We start from the raw sequence: 23,962 nt of genomic DNA, 5'->3' as shown, positions 1-23,962 counted from the left end.
CACCGCATTCTCGTTACTTAGTGATGAGAATGCGGTGTGCCGTTTTTCAAAAAAATGTTTTCACAAATTATTCACAAAATTATTAGCACTCAACTCTTGACAGTGCTAATAACAAGTGTTATATTACTGCTAGAACAAAAGGAGACCAAAAGGTTTTCACAGATTGTTCGAAAGGAGGCAGGTTTATGAATATCAGTAAATTTACCCAGAAGTCTCTGGAAGCCGTTCAAAATACGGAAAAGCTGGCGTATGAATATGGAAACCAGCAGATTGATCAGGAACATTTGCTGTACAGTCTTTTGACTGTGGAAGACAGCTTGATTTTTAAATTAATAACAAAGATGGGAATCTCGGGCGACCAGTTCCGTGATGAGGTGCAGCAGGCGATTGGAAAGCTGCCGAAGGTATCCGGCGGTCAGGTGTATTTCTCCAACGATGCCAACAAGGTGCTGGTGAACGCGGAGGACGAAGCCAAGGCGATGGGAGACGAGTATGTTTCCGTCGAGCACTTATTTCTGGCGATGTTAAAACAGCCGAATAAGGCGGTCAAGGAACTGTTCCGTCTCTACGGTATCACGAAAGAGAGCTTTTTGCAGGCGCTTTCGACTGTGCGCGGCAACCAGCGTGTCGTCAGCGATAATCCGGAGGCAACGTATGACACTTTAAATAAGTACGGTTACGATCTGGTGGAACGTGCGAGAGATCAGAAGCTCGATCCGGTCATCGGTCGTGACAGTGAGATCCGTAACGTGGTTATGATTCTCTCCAGAAAGACGAAAAACAACCCGGTTCTGATTGGTGAACCTGGCGTTGGTAAGACAGCCGTTGTTGAAGGACTGGCACAGCGTATCGTGCGCGGCGATGTCCCGGAGGGCTTGAAGGACAAGAAATTGTTTGCCCTGGATATGGGCGCTCTGATGGCGGGCGCGAAGTACCGCGGCGAGTTTGAAGAGAGACTGAAAGCGGTGCTTGACGAGGTCAAGAAGAGCGAGGGACAGATTATTCTGTTTATCGATGAGCTGCATACGATCGTCGGCGCGGGCAAATCCGAGGGCGCGATGGACGCCGGGAATATGCTGAAGCCTATGCTGGCTAGAGGTGAACTGCACTGTATCGGTGCGACGACCCTGGATGAGTACCGTAAATACATCGAAAAAGACGCAGCTCTGGAACGTCGTTTCCAGCCGGTTCACGTTGATGAGCCGACCGTGGAAGATACGATTTCCATTCTGCGTGGTCTGAAAGAGAGATATGAGGTTTACCACGGGGTCAAGATTACCGACTCTGCGCTTGTATCGGCGGCAATTCTCTCGGATCGTTATATCACGGATCGTTTCCTTCCGGATAAGGCGATCGATCTGGTTGATGAAGCGTGCGCGATGATCAAGACGGAGATGGATTCAATGCCGGCGGAGCTGGATGAACTGTCGAGACGTATCATGCAGCTGCAGATTGAAGAGGCTGCGCTTAAGAAAGAGACTGACCGCTTAAGTCAGGATCGCCTGGCAGAACTGCAGAAAGAACTGGCAGAGCTCAAGAGCAGCTTTTCGACCCAGAAAGCCCAGTGGGAGAATGAAAAATCTTCCGTTGATAAGCTGTCCAAACTGCGTGAAGAGATTGAGCATGTAAATGGCGAGATTCAGGCAGCGCAGCAGGCATATGACCTAAACAAAGCGGCTGAACTCCAGTACGGCAAGCTGCCGGAACTGCAGAAACAGTTGGCGGAAGAGGAAGAGAAAGTGAAAAATCAGGATCTCAGTCTGGTACATGAGAGTGTCACCGAGGATGAGATTGCCAGGATTATTTCGAAGTGGACCGGTATTCCGGTTGCCAAACTGACCGAGAGCGAGCGCAGCAAGACCCTGCATATGGACGAACTGCTGCATAAACGTGTCATCGGACAGGATGAGGGCGTTACCAAGGTAACGGAGGCGATTATCCGTTCCAAAGCGGGCATCAAGGATCCGACGAAACCAATCGGTTCGTTCCTGTTCCTAGGTCCGACCGGTGTCGGCAAGACAGAGCTTGCAAAAGCGCTGGCGGAGGCATTGTTTGACGATGAGAACAACATGGTTCGTATCGATATGAGTGAATACATGGAGAAACATTCCGTTTCCCGTCTGATCGGAGCGCCGCCAGGATATGTCGGATATGACGAGGGCGGTCAGCTGACCGAGGCAGTACGGCGCAAACCGTATTCCGTTGTCCTCTTCGATGAGGTTGAGAAAGCGCACCCGGATGTATTTAACGTCCTGCTGCAGGTTCTGGATGATGGACGTATCACGGATTCGACCGGCAAAACTGTCGATTTCAAGAATACGATCCTGATTATGACCTCCAACATCGGTTCCCAGTATCTGCTGGACGGCATCGATGAAAAGGGACAGATCAAGCCGGAGGCGGAAAGCTCCGTTATGCATGACTTGAGAGCTCACTTCCGTCCGGAGTTCCTGAACCGTCTGGATGAGATTATTCTCTTTAAGCCGCTGACGAAAGGCAACATCGGAGGCATCATTGAGCTTCTGATTGCAGATGTCAACAAACGTCTGGCGGATAAGGAGTTAAAGATTGCCCTGACGGACGAGGCAAAGGATTTCATCATTGAAAATGGCTACGATCCGGTTTACGGTGCAAGACCGCTGAAACGGTACCTGCAGAAGAACGTCGAGACACTGGCAGCGAAGCTGATTCTGGCGGACGGCGTCCGTGCGGGCGATACGATAGAGATCGGGCTTTCGGATGGCAAGCTGACGGCTTCGGCTGTCCATAGCGCGTAAGCGGAAAACGTCTTACGGCGGATTTATAACTATTATATAGAAGAAACAATAGGGCGCGGAGAAGTGCGAAAGAGCTTCCTCTGCGCTCTTTTTATGTATTTCTGAGATTTTCACAGTCTTGACATTGCCCGGCAACTTTACTAAAATGATTCCATAATGACCGGACTATATCATTTGTTCCGGAAGTCAGTCAGATGAGGAGAAGATGAGATGAAAATTGCGATTGGAAATGACCATTCGGCGGTAGAACTGAAGAACATTATTGTGGATTTCCTGAAAGAAAAAGGAATCGAAGTGTTAAATCTGGGTACAGACAGCAGCGAGAGCTGTGATTATCCAGTTTACGGAGAGAAGGTAGGCCGTGCAGTTGTTTCCGGCGAAGCCGATCTGGGTATTGCAATCTGCGGTACCGGTCTTGGTATTTCACTGGCAGCTAACAAGGTAAAAGGCGTGCGCGCCTGCGTATGCAGCGAGCCGTACACAGCGGTGATGTCCCGCCGCCACAACGATGCCAATGTACTCTGCTTCGGCGCCCGCGTGGTAGGAAGTGAGCTTGCGAAGATGATCGTTGACGAGTGGATCAACGCAGAATTTGAGGGCGGACGCCATCAGAGACGCGTGGATATGATTATGGCGATTGAGGAGAAAGACTGATTCAGAGTCAGAGGTAACGGATGAAATCATAAGGCAGGCTGACAGCAGGATGCGAGATGCCTGTGAGAACAAAAAGAGGCAGCTGTAAAGAGATGGAGCAGCTGCGAAAAGAACAGGAGGAAGCAGGAGATGATCACAGAAGATATTCGCTACATCGGTGTAAACGACCATGACATTGACTTATTTGAGGGGCAGTATCAGGTGCCAAATGGTATTTCATATAACTCATACGTGATTATGGATGAAAAGATCGCGATCATGGATACGGTAGACAAGCGCAAACAGACAGAATTTCTGGAAAATCTGGAAACCGCACTGGCTGGAAGAACCCCGGATTATCTGGTAATCAGCCACATGGAGCCGGATCATGCATCAAGTATCCAGGCAGTCTTAGAACGGTACCCGGAAATCACACTGGTAGGCAATGCGAAGACATTTCCGATGCTGAAACTGTACTTTGATCTTGATACCAGCTGTGCGCTGACGGTCAAGGAGGGCGATACCCTGAAACTGGGGCGCCATGAGCTGACGTTCGTCATGGCACCGATGGTACACTGGCCGGAGGTTATGGTAAGCTATGATTCCTGCGACAAGGTGCTGTTCAGCGCCGACGGTTTCGGCAAGTTCGGTGCGCTTGATGTGGATGAGGACTGGGACTGCGAGGCGAGACGGTATTATTTCAATATTGTAGGAAAATATGGAATGCAGGTGCAGGCACTTCTTAAGAAAGAAGCCGGTCTTGAGATCCAGATCATCTGCCCGCTGCATGGACCGGTTCTGAAAGAGACGATCGGTCATGTGCTTGAAAAATACCAGATTTGGAGCAGCTACGGCGTCGAGTCTGAGGGTGTATTTATCGCATATGCGTCCCTGCATGGCAACACCGAGGATGCGGCGAAGAAATGCAAGGAAATTCTTGAGAAAAAAGAATGCCCGAAAGTGGCAATCGCGGATCTGGCGCGCGGTGATATGGCGGAGGCGCTGGAAGATGCATTCCGGTATGGAAAAATTGTATTGGCAGCACCGTCCTATGACGCGGGTGTGATGCCGGTTATGGCAGATTTCCTGCACCACTTACAGAGCAAGAATTACCAGAAACGCACCGTTGCCCTGATTGAAAACGGTTCCTGGGCGCCGAGTGCAGCGCGCACGATGAAGGGAATGCTGGATGCGATGAAGGAGATCACGGTGGTTGAACCGGTCGTTACGGTTCGCGGGGCGCTCAAGGAGAGCGATATTCCGTCGCTGGAGCAGATGGCGGAAGCGCTGCTGGCATAAGAAGCGTCTGGTGACAGTATTTAATGAGACCTGAAAAAGGCTTTTTTAAATAAAAAATCCGGAGAGACAAAAGTGTGGTTTTATATTTATATATGAAAAATCCACTTGATGATTTTGTATGGATGACAGAAAAGAATAGGAGAAACAGACATGGTAGATGAGGTAATGAAGTTCATTACAGAGGCAGACCCGGAAGTGGAGAAGCCATTGAAGCAGAGGCAGCCCGTCAGAGAAGAAACCTGGAGCTGATCGCGTCGGAGAATATTGTATCGGAGCCGGTTATGATGGCGATGGGATCGGTATTAACCAACAAATATGCGGAGGGATATCCGGGAAAACGTTACTACGGCGGATGCCAGTGTGTCGATGTTGTAGAGTCCATCGCGATCGAGAGAGCGAAAAAACTGTTTGGCTGTGATTATGCAAACGTACAGCCGCATTCCGGCGCGCAGGCAAACATGGCGGTATTTATCGCAATGCTGAAACCGGGTGATACTGTTATGGGCATGAACCTGGATCACGGCGGACATCTGACACACGGAAGCCCTGTCAATTTCTCCGGTTTATATTTCAACATTGTGCCGTATGGTGTCGATGACAATGGCGTGATTGATTACGAAGAGGTAGAGCGCATTGCACTGGAAGCAAAACCGAAGCTGATCATTGCAGGTGCAAGTGCCTATGCAAGAGAGATTGATTTCAAACGTTTCCGTGAAATTGCAGACAAAGTAGGCGCATACCTGATGGTCGATATGGCTCATATCGCTGGTCTGGTAGCAGCCGGTCTTCACCAGAGCCCGATTCCGTATGCAGATGTTGTTACGACAACCACACATAAGACACTGCGCGGACCGAGAGGCGGTCTGATTCTGGCAAATAAGGAAGCAGCTGAGAAGTTCAACTTCAACAAGGCGATCTTCCCGGGAACCCAGGGCGGTCCGTTAGAGCACATCATCGCTGGCAAGGCAGTCTGCTTCGGCGAGGCGCTGAAGCCAGAATTTAAAGAGTATCAGCTTCAGGTAAAGAAGAATGCAGCAGCGCTGGCAGCCGCACTTCAGAAGCAGGGATTCAAGATTCTGACCGGCGGAACCGATAACCACCTGATGTTAGTTGATCTGCGCGGCATGGATATTTCCGGTAAAGAGCTGCAGAACCGCTGCGATGAAGTATACATTACCCTGAACAAAAATACCGTTCCAAACGACCCGAGAAGCCCGTTTGTTACTTCTGGCGTCCGCATCGGTACTCCGGCTGTTACCACCCGTGGACTGAAAGAAGAGGACATGGAAGTGATTGCAGAGTGCATCTGGCTGGCAGCTACCGACTTCGAGAACAAGGCAGATTACATCCGTGCGGAAGTGACGAAACTGTGTGAGAAGTATCCGTTATATAAATAAGTAGAGAAGAATATGGAGCGAAAAATTTGCCAGTCTATAGATTCAGAAAAATGCTGGAAAATTAATGCACATATAACAATAAGAAAAAGGCTGTATTGCCTGCCGCATGGAAGCGCGCGGTAGGTGATACAGCCTTTTCTATTCCAACCATTTTTCCTAGAAATTAAGTTTTTGTCCAATTCCTTTTTCCAATGCTTTTTCATAGATAAGCTGTGCCGTCCGCACATCAAAGAGTCCCATGCCGACTGATTTAAAGCAGCGGGTCTCGTTCTGCTCATGCGGATGTCCCTGCTTGGTATCTTCGATCAGATCCTCGATAAAGTGGACGCGCTTCTGTGTCAGAACGCCCTTTTCCAGCGGAATTTTCAGATCGCCGCTCTCCTCGCAGGCATACGGAAGCTCGGTGTACGCGTTCTTGACGAGTTTCCACACCGCATCCGGCAGTTCGCGCCGTTCCGGACGCCAGGAGCCGATGGCAACAAAGCATTTGCCGCGAAGCAGCTCTTCATCATCCGGGTAGACCGGATCGACCGCCTGGGTGGCGGAGATCAGGACGCGGCTGTGCTCAGCCAGTTCACGGGTATCCGCGCAGGTATGAATCTGGATGTCGTTTTTTCCAAACGATGCCAGACGCGCCGATAAGCGCTCGATAAAGCCGGAAAGATCCTTAGCGTATGCGTCATACAGATAAATATCTGTGATCGGGCGCACCTCGCAGGCATAGAGAAGCTGGTGTAGTCCCTGCATACCGCAGCCAACCAAACCAACTGAGGCAGCATCCTCTGGAGCCAGATAGCGCAGTGCGACACCGCCGACCGCACCGGTCCGCATTGCGGTCAGGACACTTCCGTTCATAATCGCCTTCGGCAGACCGGTCTTTGCGTTATTTAAAATCATAAGTCCGTTCAGATACGGAATTCCCAGAGAGGAATTGTCCGGAAATTCGGATAACATCTTTGTACCGATGACGGAATCCAGAAAACACGGCATATAGAGCATCATATTTTTATCACGCTGTGCGATAAAACGATCCGGCATCTTATAATTGCCGCTTTTGTGAATCGCATACGCATCTTCGATCGCGTCCATGACATCCTCTAAGGTGACGGACTGCCACATTTCTTGTTCGCTGAGAAATAACATATCAAAACCTCCTGAATATTTATGAATGAAATAAAACATATATACTAAAAATAGATTTATCACAAATCAAATGTGGTTTGTATAGCTGGATTGTAGCAGTTTCACGTTTCATTGTCAAGATGAAAACAGAATAAAAATCAAGTTGCATATTTGAAATGGGGCGTGTATAGTAAAGAAAATTGTAGCGGTTCAGTAGGTTTACGCATTTACTGAGCTACAGGAAATGGATAAAATTAGCACAAGCGAGAAGGGAAGAATACCTGGAAAGGAAGGGGTAATGGGAGAAGTAATTAAAGTATTAGACTGGTTGTTAGAGAATTTGGTACAGATATGCACGGTCGTGCTAGAATTGTTTGGAATCATTGTGCTGGTTTCGACAGCGGTATCCTGCTTTGTTCAGTGGATACGAAACAAGCGTCAGCTGATCCGCCTGAATCTGGCACAGGGAATTGCGCTGGCGTTGGAATTTAAGATGGGCGGCGAGGTACTCAGGACGGTTGTGGTACGGGAATGGTCGGAACTTGGAATTTTGGGAGCCATCATTGTCCTTCGGGCAATGCTTACATTTTTGATTCATTGGGAGATCAAGAACGAAAAAAGAGAAACCCAGGAAGAGCAAGGAGGAAAGCTAGAGTAAAAAGGGGCACGAAAAAGGGAGTCTGCAGGATGAGCGGACTCCCTTTTTTCGTGGTTAAACAAGATTAATGCGAAAAATATTTGTCGTAGAAATGAAGGCGTTCCAGAATTTGCTTCTGGCTTTTGATTTCCATTTTGGAATAAATGGAAGCCAGATGCTTTTTGACAGTAGGGATGCTGACGAAGAGGGTGGAAGATATCTGATCGTTGGAATAGCCGCGCAGTAAAAGGCTTAAAACATTTACTTCTCGGTTCGTCAGGGAAAAATCCCGGCTGATCTGGGAAAGAGTACGATCCATCACATAGGATAAATCGAAGAACAGACATACAAAGCAGTCGTTGTCTGGTCCCTCCTTAAGATGGGAGCGGCTTACCTCCAGAAACAAAGGGCTGTTTTCCATCTTGTATTCGATATTTTGTCCGGTAATGCTTCCAGAACGGAGCAGCTGACGGCAAAGAGAGCGAAAACAATTGGAAATGGGGTTGTTAGATAAATCTGCAAATCCATGATTCTCCATGTATGTATGGTAGGTTGTGTTGCACCCGATAAAATTCAGTTTATCGTCAAAACAGCCGATTCCGATGCAGTTGTAATTTTCCAGTACATGAAATGCCCGTCCGATGTTGAGCTCCCGCCCGTAATTTTTAAATACGTTGCAGAAATGCGGCTGGAATAACCGGACAAGGCTTAATTCATCTGGCAGGAAATTTTTTTTATCGTTGGATCGGTGGATGGAAAACACACCCCGCAGCTCCCGGTTCCGAATCGAAAAATTCGTTTCAATGGAATCATGCAGCCCCATGGGAAGTAGAAATTCCTGAAAATAAAGAGAATTTTTTCGAACCTCCTGATTGAACAGCTGGTTAGTCAGGAAAGTTACATTGCTGTCGGAGTCCAGAATCGACAGAACATCATCCATATGGCAGTATTCTTCCTGATATCGCCGTTTCTGTTCATCATTCCAGTTGATGGTGTAGATGGAATGGGTTTTGTAATTCTGTCCCTGCTTTTGGTAAAACAAAAAATTTGCTTTTTCAAAGAAAACAATATTGTTCAGGTTCAGGAAAAAACTCTCCATCCGTTTTTCAAGAAGAATTGAATCGTCGTAAAGTTCAGCAATGATCTGATTGACGTTTTCAATTCGTGATGTTGTAAAAAGATTTTCAGCACTCATGAAGATGCCTCCTTTCCCGTGAGTATTCAATTAGTGAAAACAAAATGGAATCAATACTAGACTATAGTCCAACTATTGTTTTAAACTATTTTTAATAGACTGATAATATATAAAGCATAATAAAATGTTGTTATGATTATTGCAAGTGGAAAAACTTTGAAAATAGAAAAAGTATCCAAAAGTATACTATGATAGAACCGAAAGTATCTACCGTTAACTGACGTCATGCATCATAATAACCAAAACACAAAAAACTTTGTATTAAAAATGATGTTTTTTGAAAGTTTCATCATGATATGATTTTAACAACGAGATTTCAGAAAACTGAAAGAGAACGGACAAAATTTTTAATACGGAGGAGCCTATGGAAAAAAAGAATGAATTTTGTTTGCAGGAGATTAAGGGGAGAAAGGCAGTAACCTGTATCGAGACACATACAGAGGGAGAGCCAACCCGAACCATTTTATCGGGATTTCCGGAAATTCCGGGGAACACGATGGAAGAAAAGATGCTCTATATGATGCAGGAACAGGACTGGATGAGAAAAGCAATTTGTTTTGAACCGCGTGGAAATGACGTAATGTCCGGAACGATTGTTACCAAGCCGTGCAATCCGGAGGCAGATTTTGGTGTTTTATATTACGAGGTTGGAAACTGGATGCCGATGTGCGGACATGATACGATCGGAGTTTCAACGGCACTGATTGAAAGCGGACTCTTAAAAGCGGAGGAACCGTATACATATGCGACCTTAGATACACCATCTGGACTGGTAAAAGTGAAAATTGAGGTGAAAGATGGCAAGGCGGTGCGGGTATCCTTTAAAAATGCCCCGGCATTTGTGATGAATCGGGATGTAAAGGTACAGGTTCCTGGATATGGTGAGATTCCGTTAGACATCGTATACGGCGGAAATGTATTTGCGTTAGTACCGGCATCGGCAATGGGCTTAAAGCTGGATAAAGAAAATGCAAAAGAGATTGTCGAAAAAGGAAATTATCTTAAAAAGTTTATCAATGAGCAGGTAACAGTCAAGCATCCGTATCTGGAAATCATGAACCAGGTAACGCATGTGGAATTTTTCGAACCGGGTACAGAAGGGGTTTCGGATGTAAAAAATGCAGTTGTCATTCCCCCGGCAGCGATTGACCGAAGCCCTTGCGGAACCGGTACATCAGCGAAGATGGCACTTCTTCATGCGGAAGGAAAGCTGGCAGTCGGACAGCCGTTTGTGCATGAGAGCCTGATTGGAAGTTTATTCCACTGCCATATCGTTGAAGAGACAGAGGTGGCAGGAATTCCGGCAGTAGTACCGGAGATCAGCGGACGGGCGTTTGTGATGGGAGAGAGTACATGGTTATTCGATCCGGACGATCCATTCCCGGAAGGTTTCTTATTAGGCTAAATTGATAGAAACAAAATAAGAGTTTAAAGGTACAGGGAGGTACTTCTGAGGGAAAGAAGTACCTCGGGAGTTCACATAAAAACAGTATAAAGGAGGATACTTTATGAAAAAGAGATGGCTTTGCGGTACGATGGCATTGGTAATCGGAGCGATGGCAATGGCGGGGTGTTCAGGCGGAAATTCTTCTTCATCCGCATCTGCAGCCGGAACCGAAGCAGCAGATAGTGGTTCCAGCGTAGATACTTCCGGAGCGGAGATGACGATCCGTGTAGCACATGTATGTGGAACCGGTTCTCCGTATGATTACGGTGCGAATGCTTTTAAAAAGCTGGTCGAGGAGGGCAGCAACGGACGGATTAAAGTAGAGGTTTATGCAGGCGATATGACAACCGACGAGGTTGAGTGTGTTGAGATGGTTCAGAATAATAACCTGGAAATCGGCTGGGTAGGAACTGGTGCCCTGGGCGGATTTGTACCAGATTTAGGCATTTTTGAGCTTCCATTCCTGTTTGAGGATGAGGATAATGTCAATAAAGCGCTGGAGGGAGAATTTGGCAATTCCCTTCTGGAACAGTTAAGCGCGGTTGATGGAATTACAGGACTTGGTTTCCATGAGGATGGCTGGAGAAATATCCTGACTAAAGATAAGACAATTAATACCGTAGATGATATGAAGGGCGTTCGTATGAGAACCATGCAGAATGAAGTTTGCGTGGCAACCTACGAAGCACTTGGTGCTACACCGGTTGCATTGGCATCTGGCGAGCAGTTCACAGGACTTCAGAATGGCGTTGTAGATGGAACAGACAATAGTGCATTATATGCAGTAGCAGATGGTTATATTGAGGTTGTTAATAATATCTGCGATATTCATCATTACTATTCCAGCGGTATCATTGTTGCTTCTTCAAAATGGTATGAGGGTTTAAGCGAAGAAGACCAGAAACTCGTGAAAGAGTCAGCTATAAAAGCAGGCGAAGAGCAGAGAGCTTGGTTCCTGGAAAATGACGAGGCAAAGATTGCTGAGTATGAAGAAAAAGGTTATACCGTAACACGTCCGACTGATATTGATGCATGGAAAGAAAAAGTTGCTCCGGTATATGATAAAATGTACGCGGCACATCCGACCTGGGAAGGTCTGGTTGAGATGGTTCGCGCAGCGAAATAAAGTACAATAATTTTTGAACTATCATGTACTCCCGGAGCCTGTTTTCGGGAGTACATTTACAAAGAGGGGAGAAAAATGGCAGGATTGATTGAAAAACTTCACAAGATTGGCGACGTGATCAATACGGTTGCCAGAGTTGCATTAGGGGTTACGTCAATTGCTTTATGTATCGCGGTAATCGGCCAGTTTATTTTGCGATGGTTTGGAGCTACGATGCCATGGGCAACGGAGTTCTCCTGTTATATCTTCGTTTGGACCACGATGCTTGGCAGTGCCGTAGCAAGCCGTCATCTGCTTCATATCGGTGTTGACATGGTAATTAACTTGTGCCATGGAAAAACACGTCAGTTTATGCTGGTTCTGGCGGATGTGATTTTATTATTTGCACTTGTTTTATTTACAATTTCAGGTTGGAACTATACAGTTGCACAGATTCCACATCTGGGAACGACGATCAAGGTTTCGCTGGCGCTCTTTTATGCAGCCCTTCCGGTCAGCGGTCTCATTATGATTTATTATACATTTGTGCAGCTTCTTGAAAATATATGTTACGGGGAAGCGAAAAAGATTCCTCTTCCGGGGGATGAAGAGTAGGAGGTCAATATGTTCAGCAGTATAATTTTATTTGGAAGCTTTTTCTTGTTTCTTGCATTAGGCGTTCCGATTGCTTTTGTATTGATCGTAGCGACGGTCTCCTATGCGCTTTTAAGTACCGGTGATGCCAACCTGGCGTTGGTTCCGCAGCGAATTATCTATGGTATTAATAGTTTTACCATGCTTTGTCTTCCATTCTTCGCTCTGGCAGGAAATATTATGAATCACGGCGGTATTACCATGCGTCTGGTTCGTTTCGCACAGGCATTCGTTGGACATATCAAGGGTGGTCTGGCGATGGTAGACATCCTGGTATGTATGATGTTTGGTACAGTTTCAGGCTCGGCGGTAGCTGGTACGGCGGCAGTTGGATGCCTGATGATTCCGGCAATGAAGGATGAAAAGTATGATCCGGCGTTTACAGCAGGTCTGACCGCGTGTGCATCCTGCTGCTGCCCGATTATCCCACCGAGTCTGGCATTCGTTATTTACGGTGCGGCAGCGAAGGTATCCGTTGGCGATATGTTTATCGCCGGAGTAGTACCGGGTATCCTGATGGGTATTATCATGATGCTGGTTGTTTATGTATTTGCAGTGAAACGTGATTTTTCAGCAGGTCCTAAGACAAGCTGGAAGGAAAAATGGGAAGCAACCAGACAGGCACTTCCATGTATCGGACTTCCGATCATCGTTGTTGGCGGTATCATGGGTGGTTTCTTTACTCCGACCGAGGCAGCGGCGGCAGCGGTTCTTTATTCCCTGATTTTGTCGGCATTTGTATACCGGACCGTTGGCTGGAAAGAGCTCTGGAAATCGATTATCGACAGCGCGATCGACAGTGGTACGGTTATGCTGATTGTCGGCGGCTGCTATCTGTTTGGATGGGTTATCTCCAATGAGAGATGGGCAGTTTCTGTAACGAATATGCTGGTTGGCCTTCATACTTCTTTAGCAGTGAAACTGTTACTGGTCAATCTGGTTCTTCTGGTTGTTGGTATGTTTATGGATAGTGCTCCGGCAATCATGCTGGTAGCGCCGATTCTGGCACCGGCGATGGCAAGCCTGGGCGTTGACCCGATTCAGACTGGTATGATTGTCTGCCTGAACCTGACCATCGGTCTGGCAACTCCGCCGGTAGGTGTCTGCTTATACACGGCAACCAATATTGCAAGATGTAAATTTGGAGATACGGTTCGAAATGCAATACCATTCCTGGTAGCGATGCTGGCAGCATTAGCGATTATTACGAATGTTCCGGTAGTATCCAGAATTCCATTTATTTTAATGGGACGATAGAAACGAGAGGGGACGTTGAAGTTGGACGTTCCCTTTTCCTTTACAAAAACACGAATCAAAAATGATGAATAAAAAACATGGAATGATTGATACAAAAAGGAGGACAAACCATGGAAAAACTACCCTGCAGTATCTTCAATGATGTACTCGGTCCGGTGATGCGCGGACCTTCCAGTTCCCATGTGGCGGGGGCGGCGCGGATCGCTCCATGATCCGGCAATCTCTGGATGCACCGGTGAAAAAAGCGATCGTTGATTTTGATGTCAATGGTGCGCTGGCGGCATCGCACACGGGACACGGAACGGATATGGGATTTGCCAGCGGGCTTTTGAATATGGAGCTGGATGCGCCGGATGTCGCACAGTATGAGGCGATTGCGAAAGAACGGGGATTGGAGATTGAATACCGGATCCTTGATTATGGGGCAGAGCATCCGGGCAATTACCGGGCAGAGGTCTGGGACCAGAATGGAAATGTCGTGCATTGGGAGGCGATCGCAGTCGGCGGCGGTATGGTCGAGATGCAGAAATACGAGGAATTTTCGGTGCAGATAGCCGGAGATTTCTATGAGCTTCTGGTGATTGCGGATGTGGCACCGGGAATTGAGAAAAAAATAGAAGCACTTTTGCCGGATGCTGAATTTTTCCAGAGCGATCAGAAAAATGGTCAGATCTTATATAATTGGAAATTAGCTGTTCCGCTGACAAAAAATGTGATCCAAGCCGTCCGTGATGTGGCGGGTGTCAACCAGGCGTGCTATCTTGAACCGGTGCTTCCGACGCATTCCAGCAGAACCTGTCAGGTTCCATTTTCAACGGCAGCCGCCCTGGTTGATTATGCGAAAGAGCATCCGATGGAGTCCTGGGAGTATGCATTGGAATATGAAGCTTGTCGGGGCGGTCAGTCGAGAGAAGCCGTATACCGTCAGATGGAACAGATCTTGTCGGTCATGGAACAGGCGGTTGAGACGGGATTAGCCGGGACGAAATATCAGGACCGTATTCTGGGCGAGCAGGTCAGCAGGGTGGCAGCAGCCGAACAGGCAGGACGCCTGATTCCGGATCCGATTGTCAATGAGCTCATCCGTTGCATCACGGCGGTGATGGAAAGCAAGAGCTCCATGGGCGTGATCGTAGCAGCACCGACCTGTGGCTCCTGCGGATGCCTGCCGGGAACGGTCATCGGACTGGCGCGGGCGCTGTCACTTCCGAGAGAAATGGTAGTACAGGGACTTCTGGTTGCGGGTCTGGTCGGTGTCTTTTTCGCAGAGGAAGCGACGTTTTCGGCGGAAGTAGCAGGATGCCAGGTAGAGTGCGGTGCCGGTTCCGGTATGGCAGCGGCGGCACTCACGGCGATGATGGGCGGAACCATCGAAAATTGTATGGATGCGGCGTCTGTAGGGCTTCAGAATATCACAGGGCTTGCCTGCGATCCGGTTGGAAACCGTGTTGAATGGCCATGTCTCGGCAAAAATATCATGGGCGGAAGCAATGCGCTCGCCAGCGCCAATATGATTCTGGCAGGCTATGACAAAGTGATCCCATTGGATGAGACAATTGGTGCAATCTATGAGATCGGTCTGTCGCTGCCGCTGGAACTGCGGTGTACCTTTGGTGGTCTTGGAAAGACAAAGACCGCACGGGAGATTCTGAAGCGGTCCGACGCGCATTTTCCGGGGGAAGAGGCGCGGTAGGTGTAATTCAAAACATCGTGAAAGGACAGTTACAGTTTGTGTAAGGTGCGTACTGTAAGGTGGCATATCTTTTTAAGATCTGAAATAAAAATTGATTAAATAACTCTATAGAGATATAATATTAATAAAAATATCTCTATAGAGTTATTTTTATTAAAACGAATCTATTTTTTATATACCCCATGTTTCTACTTGCTCCCATAATAGATAAGGAGGTTGCCTCAGAATGAGAAAAATTTTATATCACGGTTCCTTGGAAATTATTTCTACTCCTATGTATGGTCAGGGAAAGGTCTATAATGACTACGGACAGGGCTTTTATTGTACGGAGAGTCTGGAGCTGGCGAAGGAGTGGTCGTGCGCCGAGCGGGAGGACGGCTATGTGAATCAGTATGAAATGGATGAAACCGGTCTTTTGATTTTAAATTTGATGGAGAAGCACTACAGCGTTCTTCATTGGCTGGCGATTTTGATGAAATACCGGAAAATCCGCCTTTCTTCGGCGGTCATGAAACGGGGAAGAGAGTGGCTGCTGGAACATTTCCTCCCGGATGTGGACGGATATGATGTGGTGATTGGGTACCGGGCGGATGATTCGTATTTTTCATTTGCAAGGGCGTTTGTAAATAATGAAATATCGTTAGAGCAGCTTTCGTATGCGATGCGGCTGGGAAAATTGGGAGAGCAGTATGTATTAAAGAGTCAGAAGGCATTTCAGGCGATACACTTTCTTTCTTATGAAGGAGTAGATTCAGTGGAATATTATGTAAAACGAAGAGCCAGAGATGAGCAAGCTAGAAATGCATACCGGAAAAAGGTGGAAGAGGATGATATCGACGGTATTTATATGCGGGATTTGATTCGAGGGGAGGTGTCGGCTGAGGATGAGCGCTTATGGGATTGAATATCTGGATGATGCGATGAGGAATCTGGGGGAAATGACAGATTATGCGGTCAATGCCTGTGGGATGGATCTGGAAGATTTTTGGAAATTGTTTCTTACAACCGGGTATGCAGAAAAATTTGGGGAAGGTGTACCAAGAGTAGTGAGCGGCTTTTCTGGAACGGAGCTTGCGGAGGAAGTGCTTCGAAAAGCGGGAAAAAAGGACGAACTGCCGGAACCGCAGGTAGAATTTACCTGTTCCAGAGAGTATTGGAGTGGCTGGATACTGGCGTATTATCAGTGGTACAGTGAGAAGAAATTTAAGGAAATTGAAGCAGGGCTTCCGGTCCGGGAGGTTGTGGAAATGTATCCGGCACTTCATGAAGCTCCGGAGGATAAATTTGTTGAGGCGGCAGACAGAATCATTCGAAGAAAAGAGCAGGGGAAAAACGCGTTGCGGCGGATCCGGAAGATGGCGGGATATACCCAAAAGGATCTTTCAGAGCAATCGGGGGTTACGCTGCGGAGTATTCAGCAGTATGAACAGGGAAAAAAGAAGATTCAAAAAGCATCCGCAGAAACCGTGCGTGCGCTTGCACGGTCACTGGGATGCCAGATGGAAGATTTGCTGTAATTGCGAAGGAATTGGACAGTTTCAATTTGCTATAGCGCAGTCGCCTTCGGCAGACTAAAAATAAATTCCGTCCCCACGCCCTCGGTGCTGACAACGTCGATATTTTCCCCATGTGCCTGAACAATCTCTTTGACAATCGCAAGCCCCAGTCCGGTCCCCTTTTTATCTTTTCCGCGCGATAAGTCGGTCTTGTAGAAACGTTCAAAGATTTTCTTCTGGCTGTCCTTCGGGATGCCGATGCCGGTGTCTTTGACGGAAATGAAGATTTTTTCATACCGGATGGAGGTCTGGATGTAAATGATCGAATCCTCGTGGCTGAATTTGATCGCGTTGTCGATCAGGTTGTAGAGAACCTGTTGGATTTTTCCGAGATCGGCGTAGACCATCTGGATGCTATCCGCAAAGGTCAGGTCAAACGTGATGCCTTTCGCGCTGCACGTGCCCTCGAAGGTTGCGGCGGTATCCTTGATCGTCCGGTTGATATCGAAATTTGTCCGGGTTAAGTAGCCTTTGCTGTCCAGGGAGTTGAGTGTCAGCATGCCTTGGGTCAGCTTGTTGAGGCGTTCGGTTTCGGAAATGACGATGTGCAGGTATTTATGATAGAGTTCCTGCGGGATTGTGCCGTCGAGAATCGCCTCGAGATAGCCCTTGATGGAGGTCAGCGGCGAGCGGAAATCGTGCGATACGTTCGCGATGAAATTGTGCTGGTACTGTTCCATTTCATTTAACTCGCTGGACATATAGTTTAATGTGCTGGCGAGATAGCCGATCTCGTCGTGGGTGGTAATCGGGATATTGTGTGCCAGGTTTCCGGCTGCATATTCATTGGCTGCGACCGTAATCTTTTTGAGCGGGAAATAGACCACTTTTGTAAAAACAAGAAGCACCACCAGGGATAGGAAGAACAGGATGATCGATGTTATGTAAATAATATTTAGAAATCCGTTCTGTTCCGCCTCAATGTTCTGGATTGGCATATGAATCACGATGTAGCCGTAGGTCTTCATATTGCCTGTGATCGGGGCGGAAACGGAGAGTACTTTGCTGTCAAACAGGTTGTAATACTGTCCGATGGAATAGAGCCGGTTGCCTGTGCGGTCGGGTCGAAATCGTCGATTGCGATGCCGGTACGACTGTCGCTGCTGTCCGCAACGATGGTGCCCTCATGGTTCAGGATCCAGATATCCGATTGCAGATAGGCGGAAACCGCCTCGAGCTGTGGGTATGCCGAGTCGAGATTGATGGTTTTGCCCTCGTAGGCTTTGCTGCACCGATCGGCAATCATGGTCGCCTCGTCATACAGAACCTCCGATTCGCGTTCCACCAGATGGTGGTAGGTCATCTCAGATGAGATGGTCGCGATCGTGATGAATCCAAGCAGACCGAAGATGAGATAGCCGATCAGCAGTTTATAATAAAGAGAATGTGTGTAGTGGTTTGATTTCATGGTAAACCTCCGGTTACCTCTTCACGTAACAGTTCAGTTCCTTTACTAACAGTTACCGTTTTACCTCAAATTTATATCCAATCCCCCAGACGGTCGTCAGCGCCCACTTGTCGTTGCCCTTGATTTTTTCACGGAGCCGCTTGATATGGACATCTACCGTCCGCGTGTCGCCGATGTATTCATATCCCCAGATATGGTCGAGAAGTTGCTCCCTTGTGAATACCTGGTTTGGTGAGGACGCGAGGAAATAGAGCAGTTCCAGTTCCTTCGGCGGCAGCTCGATCGAGTGTCCGTTGTAAATGACGGAGTAGTTCGTCAGGTTGACGATGAGATCCGGATATTCGACAAAATTGCCATGCTGTTCGGTCACGGACGATGCAGGCATCTGCACCGGCAGCTGGTAGCGCCGCAGAACGGCTTTGACTCTGGCAACCAACTCTTTCGAATCGAATGGTTTGATCATGTAGTCATCGGCGCCCAGCTCCAGCCCCAGCACCTTATCAAAGATTTCGCCCTTGGCGGAGAGCATGATGATTGGCACCTGGGAGGTACTTCGCAGTTCCCGGCAGACCTGATAGCCGTCGATGCCCGGAAGCATCAGATCAAGGAGAATCAGGTTGGGCTGAAATTCGGGAAATACCCGGAGAGCTTCTTCCCCGTCTCCGACAATTTTCGTTTCAAAACATTCTTTCGTCAGGTAAAGTGAGATTAGTTCAGCAATGTTGTAGTCGTCATCTACGATGAGAATGCGCTGCTTTTCAGCCATGTTGATTCCTCCTGTTTTTTTGGATATTTGTAACTGTTCAGTACCTTCACAGTTATGGATATTTCTTATTTAAATGTCACGATTGTAACGCCTGTATCGCCTTCGCCAAACTCGCCAAGCCGGTATTCCTTGACATAGCTTAATTTCTTCAAGTGGCGGTGTACGCCCGCTTTCAAAGCGCCGGTTCCACGACCATGTACGACGCGGACCTGCGGAAGATGCGCCAGGTAGGCATCATCCAGGTATTTGTCGAGTACCGGGATCGCCTCATCGACGGTCATGCCAATCAGGTTGACCTCCGGCGATACGCTGAAGGACTTGGACATCTTGATCTTGCTGCTTCCGCTTCCGGATCCGCGGGAACCACCCGTATGCGTGCCGGAAAGTCCCGGTCCGGTGATGGATGCTTCCTCGACCATTTCCAGATCGCGGATATTGACGAGGGAGCGCAGAATTCCCATCTGTACATACAGATCGCCCTTGGCGTTCGGCAGGGAGCTGACGGTTCCCTTTAAATTCATCGAGAGAACGCGCACGGTATCGCCGAGACGCAGCTTTTTCGCGGAAACGGCTTTTTTCGGTGCGGCGGTTTTCTTAACTGCCAGTTTCTTGTCTACATCCTGGATCTTGCCGCGTAGCTTGGTCCGCTCAGCTTCCAGTTCTTTATTGACGCCGGAAGACTTGGCAAGCTTGTTGATGTTGCGGATCGTCTGATCGGCGGTGTCCTTCGCATCCTGAAGGATCTTCTGAGCTTCCTCGCGGGCTTTGGAAAGCATTTTTTCCTTCTGCTCGGAGAAACGTTCTTCCTTCTGCTGGAGGCGGTTCTTCAGCGTTTCAATTTCCTGTTTATAGGAGGCGATCTCTTCGCGCTCTTTTTCAATGGTCACGCGGCTGTTTTCCAGATTGGCAAGCAGATCCTCGAAGGATTCGTCCTTCTGCTCCATCTGGTTTTTCGCCTCGTCGATGATATATCCGGCAGCCCCAGCTTGCGGGAAATGGCAAATGCATTACTTTTTCCTGGAATACCGATGAGCAGGCGGTAGGTCGGGCGGAGAGTCTCGACGTTGAACTCGCAGCAGGCATTTTCAACGCCTGGCGCGGTCAGCGCAAAGACTTTTAATTCGCTGTAATGCGTGGTTGCGATCGTCCGGCAGGTCATGTTGTGCAGGAAATTTAAAACCGCAATCGCCAGCGCCGCGCCCTCGGTCGGGTCGGTACCGGAACAGAGCTCATCGAAGAGACAGAGCGAATTGGCGTCCGCCTCATTTAAAATCGAAACGATATTCGTCATATGGGCGGAGAATGTACTCAGATTCTGCTCGATGCTCTGCTCATCGCCAATGTCGGCAAATACATTGTCAAAAACAGCCAACTCGGATCCCTCAAATGCCGGGATATGGAGTCCTGACTGCCCCATCAGGGTAAAGAGTCCGACGGTTTTTAAAGAAACGGTTTTACCACCCGTGTTTGGACCCGTCACAATCAGAAGGTCAAACGAATCGCCAACCCAGATGTTGATCGGAACGACCTGTTTCGGATTTAAGAGCGGATGGCGTCCGTCCTTGATATTGATATACCGTTTGTTGTTAAATTTCGGTTCCACGCAGTTATAGTGGCGGGAAAGAGCTGCCTTTGCGAAAATGAAATCGAGCTCTGCCAGAATCGAAAGATCCGAGAGGATCGCGTCGGTGTAAGGCATAAGCTGGCTGGAAAGAGCTGCCAGAACAAATTCAATTTCCCGTTTTTCCTGGATTTCCAGCTCGCGCAGTTCGTTGTTCAGCTTGACGATCGCGAGCGGCTCGATAAATACAGTCGAACCGGTTGAGGACTGGTCGTGCACCATGCCTGGTACCTGGGATTTATACTCAGCCTTGACCGGCAGGCAATAGCGCCCGTCGCGCATTGTGATGACGGCATCCTGTAAATAGGTCCGGCTGGAATTTAAAATAGAATTTAACTGGGTATGGACGCGTCCGCCCACGATCTTCATGGAGCGGCGCACTTTGGCAAGTCCCGGACTTGCGTCATCGCTGACCTCATCCTCGGATGGCAGGCAGCGCTTGATCTCATTGTTGACCGGCGTCAGCGGATCCAGGGCGCGGAAGCGCTCATCGAGGGAATCATCTGGAAATTCTTCGGATTTCTCATGGCGTCCGTAGCTCTGCGCGCGGGCAGCGACTGTCAGCAGGGAGCTGACAGCGAGAAGCTCCGGGATCCCCAGGGAACTTCCGATTTCCAGACGTTTCATGGAACCACGCACATCCTTCACGCCGCCGAAGGAGAGACTTCCCTTCATGCGGACGCGCGTCAGGGCATCGGTCGTCTCCGTCTGGCTCTGCCGGATCGTCCCCAGATCACAGGACGGCTGCAGTTCCCGGCACATCTGTTTTCCCATCTCCGTGGAGGCGTACTCCGTGAGCTGGTCGATGATCTTTGTATATTCGAGAGTTTTTAATGCTTTTTCATTCATGTTGTGGTAATCCTCTTAATTTAAATGGTGTTCACATGATACCGTGACCACTAAATTCGTGAAAGACCTCATTAAGTGGTCAGGTATAAGTTCTCACTAGACTCGAAAAGACCTCGTCAAGTGTTCACATTATATCACATTCCCCGCCGTCTAGCCAAGCATTCGCACTTTTTTCTTGCATAACCTTAAGAAGGAAAGTATAATTAGGATATGTTATGCAAAGGGGAAAGTGAAATGCCGGATTCAGAAGAACTTGAAAAAAAGGAAAAACGGGAATTCATGAGAGAAACGATAGTGAAGCCGCCGCTGACCAGAAAACAGATTGCGAAGCGGGTGGCTCTCTTTGTATGCGCGTCAGCCGCATTTGGAGGAGTCGCGGCGGTTTCGTTTGCGGCGGTAAAGCCGTTTGCGGATCGGTGTTTTCAGGAAAATGGGATGCAGGAGACATCCTCAGTCGAGTTTTCCAAGGACGATCCGGACTCTGTTTCGCCGTCGGACGGTGCAGATGCGGATATGACAGCGCAGCCGGAACAAATGGAGCAGGAGATTGATGAGGCGGTCAGCGAGGCGCTTTCCAGCTATCAGTTTTCCGCAGACAATTTCAATTCGATGACGTCGGTGCTGCGTGGAATCGGGGAACAGGGTGATAAGTCGATCGTGACGGTCAGCTCCGGCAAACAGGATACGGATATATTTGGAAACCCGGTGGAAAATACGGGTGATTATGCAGGTGCAGTCATCGCGGAGAGTGATGGAGAATTTCTGATCTTTACTTACGCCGATGCGGTGCGGGCAGCAGATTCGATCAATGTGAGATTTTCGGATGGAACGAAGATCGCTGGTACAGTGCGCCAGATTGACGAAGTGCTCGGAATGGCAGTTGTGGCGGTGCCGTCCGGCAATCTGCCGGAAGAAGAGCGGAAAAAGGTGCAGGTGCTTTCACTTGCCAATTCATATACGGTCAAGGCAGGCGATGTCCTCGTAGGTATCGGCGGTCCGTCCGGACAGGTGCATTCGCTTTCGTTCGGAACGGTATCCTACGTGGCGCGCAATGTGCAGATTACAGATGGACTGACGCGGATCCTGTATGCGGATATCAGCAGCAATTCGCAGACGGGTACCTTTTTGATCAATACAGCCGGAGAGATGGTCGGCTGGACATCGGAGTCCTGCCGCAGCGAGAGCTGTACGGATCGGACGGCGGCGTACACCATTTCCAGCTACAAGCCGATTCTGGAGCGGCTGACGAATGGCGCTTCGGCGGCATATCTGGGCATCCTGGGACAGGATGTGAGCCGTGCGATGCAGGGGAGCGGCATTCCGGCGGGCGTTTACGTGACGGAGGCAGTCTCCGGCAGCCCGGCATATGACGCTGGCATCCAGCCCGGCGATATTATTGTGAAATTTGGCACAAAGGAGATCGGAAGTTTCAAAGATCTCCAGGCGCAGATTGAAAATTCCGCGAGCGGCGTGTCTGTATCGGTAAATGTGATGCGGAAAGGGCGCGACGGATACACGGAAATTCCATTTTTGGTATCTCTGCGCGCCAGATAGAAATTCAGGAGGATATAGGCAGAATGAGATATATTGAACAGTTCCGGGAAGGAATGAGAGTCTCGGACGTATATTTATGTAAGACGAAACAGCACGCGGTGACGAAAAACGGAAAAGAGTACGCTTCCGTGCTGCTTCAGGATAAAACAGGCACGGTAGACTGCAAAATCTGGGATTTAAGTTCTCCGGGCATCAATGATTTTGAGCCGCTGCAGTACGTCTATGTGGACGGCGATGTGACGGTTTTCCAGGGTTCCAACCAGTTAAATATCAAGCGCATACGCAAGGCAGACGAGGGCGAGTATCAGGAAAGTGATTACCTTCCGGTCAGCTCAAAGGATATCAAGATAATGTATCAGGATCTGACGGCTCTGGTGCAGTCTTTCCAGAATCCGTACCTGAAAAAGCTGGCATCCAGCTATTTCCTGGAAGATAAGGCGTTTGTGAAGAAATTCTGCTTCCATTCGGCGGCGAAGAGTGTGCATCATGGTTTTGTGGGCGGACTTTTGGAACATACGTTAAGTGTTATGAAACTCTGTGATTTCTACACGAAGTCATATCCGGCGCTGAATCGCGATCTGCTTCTGACGGCGGCGCTGTTCCACGACATCGGAAAAGTGCAGGAATTATCCGCGTTTCCGGAAAATGATTATACGGACGACGGTCAGCTCTTAGGTCATATCGTGATCGGCACGATGATGGTTGCAGACCGTATTAAGGAGATTCCGGGATTCCCGGCAAAGACAGCGGCGGAGTTAAAGCACTGCATCCTTGCGCACCACGGCGAATTAGAGTACGGTTCCCCGAAGAAACCGGCGCTTCTGGAGGCGCTGGCATTGAATTTCGCGGACAATACCGATGCGAAGATGGAGACGATGCTGGAAGTCTTAAAGAGCGGCGGGGAGAATCCGGGCTGGCTCGGATATAACCGTTTCCTGGAGACGAATGTGAGAAAGACGACGCCGACGGAATAATAATAAGATAACAGACAT

Annotated in this window: 18 protein-coding genes and 2 pseudogenes; 14 read left to right on the top strand and 6 right to left on the bottom strand. The window is 48.5% G+C overall.

Going from position 1 to position 23,962, the window contains the following annotated elements; genetic code table 11:
* Window positions 1-185: 185 nt before the first annotated feature.
* From clpB to glyA, 4 genes and pseudogenes are all read left to right on the top strand, one after another.
* On the top strand, window positions 186-2,777 hold the full coding sequence (gene clpB / locus DWX91_RS07640) for an ATP-dependent chaperone ClpB (RefSeq protein WP_118472541.1): 2,592 nt from the start codon (window positions 186-188) through the stop codon (window positions 2,775-2,777).
* Window positions 2,778-2,987: 210 nt separating this feature from the next.
* A complete protein-coding gene (gene rpiB, locus DWX91_RS07635) occupies window positions 2,988-3,431 on the top strand; it encodes a ribose 5-phosphate isomerase B (RefSeq protein ID WP_022358818.1) in 444 nt (147 codons plus the stop codon).
* Window positions 3,432-3,560: 129 nt separating this feature from the next.
* A complete protein-coding gene (locus tag DWX91_RS07630) occupies window positions 3,561-4,709 on the top strand; it encodes an FprA family A-type flavoprotein (RefSeq protein WP_118472542.1) in 1,149 nt (382 codons plus the stop codon).
* A 150-nt stretch (window positions 4,710-4,859) separates the two neighbouring features.
* Window positions 4,860-6,106: pseudogene (glyA, locus tag DWX91_RS07625) on the top strand (serine hydroxymethyltransferase).
* A gap of 156 nt (window positions 6,107-6,262) precedes the next feature.
* Here glyA and DWX91_RS07620 read toward each other — a convergent pair.
* Complete coding sequence (locus DWX91_RS07620) at window positions 6,263-7,249, bottom strand: ornithine cyclodeaminase family protein (protein WP_182431310.1); 987 nt, start codon at window positions 7,247-7,249, stop codon at window positions 6,263-6,265.
* A gap of 277 nt (window positions 7,250-7,526) precedes the next feature.
* Between DWX91_RS07620 and DWX91_RS07615 the strand changes: the two genes are divergently transcribed.
* Entirely contained in the window at window positions 7,527-7,886 is a 360-nt protein-coding gene (locus DWX91_RS07615; RefSeq protein ID WP_118472544.1) for a DUF1622 domain-containing protein, read from the top strand.
* Window positions 7,887-7,950: 64 nt separating this feature from the next.
* On the opposite strand, the gene DWX91_RS07610 is transcribed toward DWX91_RS07615, so the two are convergent.
* Window positions 7,951-9,060 (bottom strand): helix-turn-helix transcriptional regulator, encoded by a 1,110-nt coding sequence (locus DWX91_RS07610; protein WP_118472545.1) that lies wholly within the window; start codon window positions 9,058-9,060, stop codon window positions 7,951-7,953.
* Between the two features lie 364 nt (window positions 9,061-9,424).
* On the opposite strand from DWX91_RS07610, the gene DWX91_RS07605 reads away from it, so the two are divergent.
* From DWX91_RS07605 to DWX91_RS07575, 7 genes are all read left to right on the top strand, one after another.
* Window positions 9,425-10,465 carry a proline racemase family protein gene (locus DWX91_RS07605; protein WP_207663647.1) on the top strand — a complete coding sequence of 347 codons (1,041 nt, stop codon included), beginning with the start codon at window positions 9,425-9,427 and terminating at the stop codon, window positions 10,463-10,465.
* A 103-nt stretch (window positions 10,466-10,568) separates the two neighbouring features.
* Window positions 10,569-11,633, top strand: coding sequence for a TRAP transporter substrate-binding protein (locus DWX91_RS07600; protein WP_022358811.1), 1,065 nt, complete (start codon window positions 10,569-10,571; stop codon window positions 11,631-11,633).
* Window positions 11,634-11,708: 75 nt separating this feature from the next.
* The gene (locus tag DWX91_RS07595; RefSeq protein ID WP_118469284.1) at window positions 11,709-12,227 is read left to right on the top strand and encodes a TRAP transporter small permease; all 519 of its coding nucleotides are present in this window, start codon (window positions 11,709-11,711) and stop codon (window positions 12,225-12,227) included.
* 9 nt (window positions 12,228-12,236) lie between these two features.
* Window positions 12,237-13,523 (top strand): TRAP transporter large permease, encoded by a 1,287-nt coding sequence (locus tag DWX91_RS07590; RefSeq protein WP_118469282.1) that lies wholly within the window; start codon window positions 12,237-12,239, stop codon window positions 13,521-13,523.
* Between the two features lie 208 nt (window positions 13,524-13,731).
* Window positions 13,732-15,216: an L-serine ammonia-lyase, iron-sulfur-dependent, subunit alpha gene (locus tag DWX91_RS07585; protein WP_207664029.1), complete on the top strand. Its 1,485-nt coding sequence runs from the start codon at window positions 13,732-13,734 to the stop codon at window positions 15,214-15,216.
* Between the two features lie 226 nt (window positions 15,217-15,442).
* Window positions 15,443-16,120 carry a DUF3990 domain-containing protein gene (locus tag DWX91_RS07580; protein ID WP_107001858.1) on the top strand — a complete coding sequence of 226 codons (678 nt, stop codon included), beginning with the start codon at window positions 15,443-15,445 and terminating at the stop codon, window positions 16,118-16,120.
* Window positions 16,101-16,733, top strand: coding sequence for a helix-turn-helix domain-containing protein (locus DWX91_RS07575; RefSeq protein ID WP_022358806.1), 633 nt, complete (start codon window positions 16,101-16,103; stop codon window positions 16,731-16,733). Before DWX91_RS07580 ends, DWX91_RS07575 begins: the two co-directional genes overlap by 20 nt.
* Before the next feature lie 29 nt (window positions 16,734-16,762).
* Here DWX91_RS07575 and DWX91_RS07570 read toward each other — a convergent pair whose 3' ends face one another.
* The 4 genes and pseudogenes from DWX91_RS07570 to DWX91_RS07560 form a co-directional block, all read right to left on the bottom strand.
* Window positions 16,763-17,740, bottom strand: a complete 978-nt coding sequence (locus DWX91_RS07570) for a HAMP domain-containing sensor histidine kinase (RefSeq protein ID WP_412693855.1) — start codon at window positions 17,738-17,740, stop codon at window positions 16,763-16,765.
* Entirely contained in the window at window positions 17,737-18,180 is a 444-nt protein-coding gene (locus tag DWX91_RS17985; protein WP_412693854.1) for a hypothetical protein, read from the bottom strand. Before DWX91_RS17985 ends, DWX91_RS07570 begins: the two co-directional genes overlap by 4 nt.
* Before the next feature lie 52 nt (window positions 18,181-18,232).
* On the bottom strand, window positions 18,233-18,946 hold the full coding sequence (locus tag DWX91_RS07565) for a response regulator transcription factor (protein ID WP_107001860.1): 714 nt from the start codon (window positions 18,944-18,946) through the stop codon (window positions 18,233-18,235).
* A gap of 65 nt (window positions 18,947-19,011) precedes the next feature.
* Window positions 19,012-21,416 (bottom strand): annotated as a pseudogene (locus DWX91_RS07560) (endonuclease MutS2).
* Window positions 21,417-21,650: 234 nt separating this feature from the next.
* Here DWX91_RS07560 and DWX91_RS07555 point away from each other — a divergent pair.
* On the top strand, window positions 21,651-22,970 hold the full coding sequence (locus DWX91_RS07555; protein WP_107001862.1) for a S1C family serine protease: 1,320 nt from the start codon (window positions 21,651-21,653) through the stop codon (window positions 22,968-22,970).
* A 23-nt stretch (window positions 22,971-22,993) separates the two neighbouring features.
* A complete protein-coding gene (locus tag DWX91_RS07550) occupies window positions 22,994-23,944 on the top strand; it encodes a 3'-5' exoribonuclease YhaM family protein (RefSeq protein WP_118472547.1) in 951 nt (316 codons plus the stop codon).
* Window positions 23,945-23,962: the final 18 nt, after the last annotated feature.

Source organism: Clostridium sp. AF22-10 (genome assembly GCF_003478725.1).
Classification (GTDB): domain Bacteria; phylum Bacillota; class Clostridia; order Lachnospirales; family Lachnospiraceae; genus Otoolea; species Otoolea fessa.
This window is presented reverse-complemented; position numbering and strand designations above follow the sequence as displayed.

What these genes read in the sequence shown, in the direction of transcription:
- DWX91_RS07620 (WP_182431310.1), bottom strand. Translation starts at nt 7,249, where the DNA reads ATGTTATTTCTCAGCGAACAAGAAATGTGGCAGTCCGTCACCTTAGAG.
- DWX91_RS07550 (WP_118472547.1), top strand. Translation starts at nt 22,994, where the DNA reads ATGAGATATATTGAACAGTTCCGGGAAGGAATGAGAGTCTCGGACGTA.
- DWX91_RS07615 (WP_118472544.1), top strand. Translation starts at nt 7,527, where the DNA reads ATGGGAGAAGTAATTAAAGTATTAGACTGGTTGTTAGAGAATTTGGTA.
- DWX91_RS07630 (WP_118472542.1), top strand. Translation starts at nt 3,561, where the DNA reads ATGATCACAGAAGATATTCGCTACATCGGTGTAAACGACCATGACATT.
- DWX91_RS07580 (WP_107001858.1), top strand. Translation starts at nt 15,443, where the DNA reads ATGAGAAAAATTTTATATCACGGTTCCTTGGAAATTATTTCTACTCCT.
- DWX91_RS07590 (WP_118469282.1), top strand. Translation starts at nt 12,237, where the DNA reads ATGTTCAGCAGTATAATTTTATTTGGAAGCTTTTTCTTGTTTCTTGCA.
- DWX91_RS07555 (WP_107001862.1), top strand. Translation starts at nt 21,651, where the DNA reads ATGCCGGATTCAGAAGAACTTGAAAAAAAGGAAAAACGGGAATTCATG.
- DWX91_RS07595 (WP_118469284.1), top strand. Translation starts at nt 11,709, where the DNA reads ATGGCAGGATTGATTGAAAAACTTCACAAGATTGGCGACGTGATCAAT.
- rpiB (WP_022358818.1), top strand. Translation starts at nt 2,988, where the DNA reads ATGAAAATTGCGATTGGAAATGACCATTCGGCGGTAGAACTGAAGAAC.
- DWX91_RS07605 (WP_207663647.1), top strand. Translation starts at nt 9,425, where the DNA reads ATGGAAAAAAAGAATGAATTTTGTTTGCAGGAGATTAAGGGGAGAAAG.
- DWX91_RS07565 (WP_107001860.1), bottom strand. Translation starts at nt 18,946, where the DNA reads ATGGCTGAAAAGCAGCGCATTCTCATCGTAGATGACGACTACAACATT.
- DWX91_RS07585 (WP_207664029.1), top strand. Translation starts at nt 13,732, where the DNA reads ATGATCCGGCAATCTCTGGATGCACCGGTGAAAAAAGCGATCGTTGAT.
- DWX91_RS17985 (WP_412693854.1), bottom strand. Translation starts at nt 18,180, where the DNA reads ATGAAATCAAACCACTACACACATTCTCTTTATTATAAACTGCTGATC.
- DWX91_RS07600 (WP_022358811.1), top strand. Translation starts at nt 10,569, where the DNA reads ATGAAAAAGAGATGGCTTTGCGGTACGATGGCATTGGTAATCGGAGCG.
- DWX91_RS07610 (WP_118472545.1), bottom strand. Translation starts at nt 9,060, where the DNA reads ATGAGTGCTGAAAATCTTTTTACAACATCACGAATTGAAAACGTCAAT.
- DWX91_RS07575 (WP_022358806.1), top strand. Translation starts at nt 16,101, where the DNA reads ATGAGCGCTTATGGGATTGAATATCTGGATGATGCGATGAGGAATCTG.
- DWX91_RS07570 (WP_412693855.1), bottom strand. Translation starts at nt 17,740, where the DNA reads ATGAAGACCTACGGCTACATCGTGATTCATATGCCAATCCAGAACATT.
- clpB (WP_118472541.1), top strand. Translation starts at nt 186, where the DNA reads ATGAATATCAGTAAATTTACCCAGAAGTCTCTGGAAGCCGTTCAAAAT.